Here is a 937-nt window from a genome sequence, read left to right as displayed (position 1 = left end):
ATTATATATTATGGGCCTTTAGCTCAGTTGGTTAGAGCGCCCGGCTCATAACCGGTAGGTCCAAGGTTCGAGTCCTTGAAGGCCCACCATATGCCCAGATAGCTCAGTCGGTAGAGCAGGAGACTGAAAATCTCCGTGTCCGTGGTTCGATTCCGCGTTTGGGCACCAAAGAAAAGGCTGTTTCATGTAGTTACTACGTGAGGCAGTTTTTTATTGCAAAAAATTAAGAACTACAAAACAATACTACATATCAACTTAACGTTGAGAATAAAAGTGGTGTACAATATAATCAATAGATAGATTTATTCATAAAAAATTGCTTTAATATTGTGACTCGATATAAAAGATATTAAAGTACTACCATTTGATCCAGTATTCATCCCTAGAAGTAAAAGCTTCTACACATATATTACCTGGTACAACTAATGATTAGAAGAAAAACAATAAATGGATTCAGAGTTATTACTAAAGGAAAATGGTTTATGACATGCGCTTTAATATAAAAGCTTATTAATGGTTATGTGTGAGGCAGTTTTCAGTATAGAACGGTAGGCCCATTATATGTATAGATTTACAGTATGAAGCAACATAGTAGGCTAAAACTCAATAAGGGCAAGTTAAAAGCATATTCAAGGGGGGCATTTTTATCGCACAACTAGCCCAATAAATTAGCCAATACTGATTATTAAGTATAATGGACTTGTAATATGAATTTCAGTATAATCTGAATAAGTTTAAGTTGAAAAGAGACTGTATTTTGCGTTTAAAACAGTTCACTTTTATGTTTGAGCGATTAGATGATTTTATAAAGAATGAGAGGTAAGAGCTGTTTTGAAGGAGTTAGAGATAATTAGTTTGAAAAACAGTATTATTCACGAAAATAAGACAATGCGAATTATATTAACAATAAAAAATACATCGTTAAGTGGCTAAACGA

2 tRNA genes are annotated in these 937 nt (G+C 33.4%); both read left to right on the top strand.

From position 1 onward, the window contains the following. Positions 1-12 precede the first annotated feature (12 nt). Positions 13-89: transfer RNA gene (locus BN358_RS17935), tRNA-Ile, on the top strand. A gap of 3 nt (positions 90-92) precedes the next feature. Next, positions 93-168: transfer RNA gene (locus tag BN358_RS17930), tRNA-Phe, on the top strand. Positions 169-937 lie beyond the last annotated feature (769 nt).

This window comes from Sedimentibacter sp. B4 (genome assembly GCF_000309315.1).
In the GTDB taxonomy this organism is placed as follows: Bacteria; Bacillota; Clostridia; order Tissierellales; family Sedimentibacteraceae; genus Sedimentibacter; species Sedimentibacter saalensis.
The sequence above is the reverse complement of the archived record's forward strand: the minus strand, read 5'-3'. Positions and strand labels throughout refer to the sequence as shown.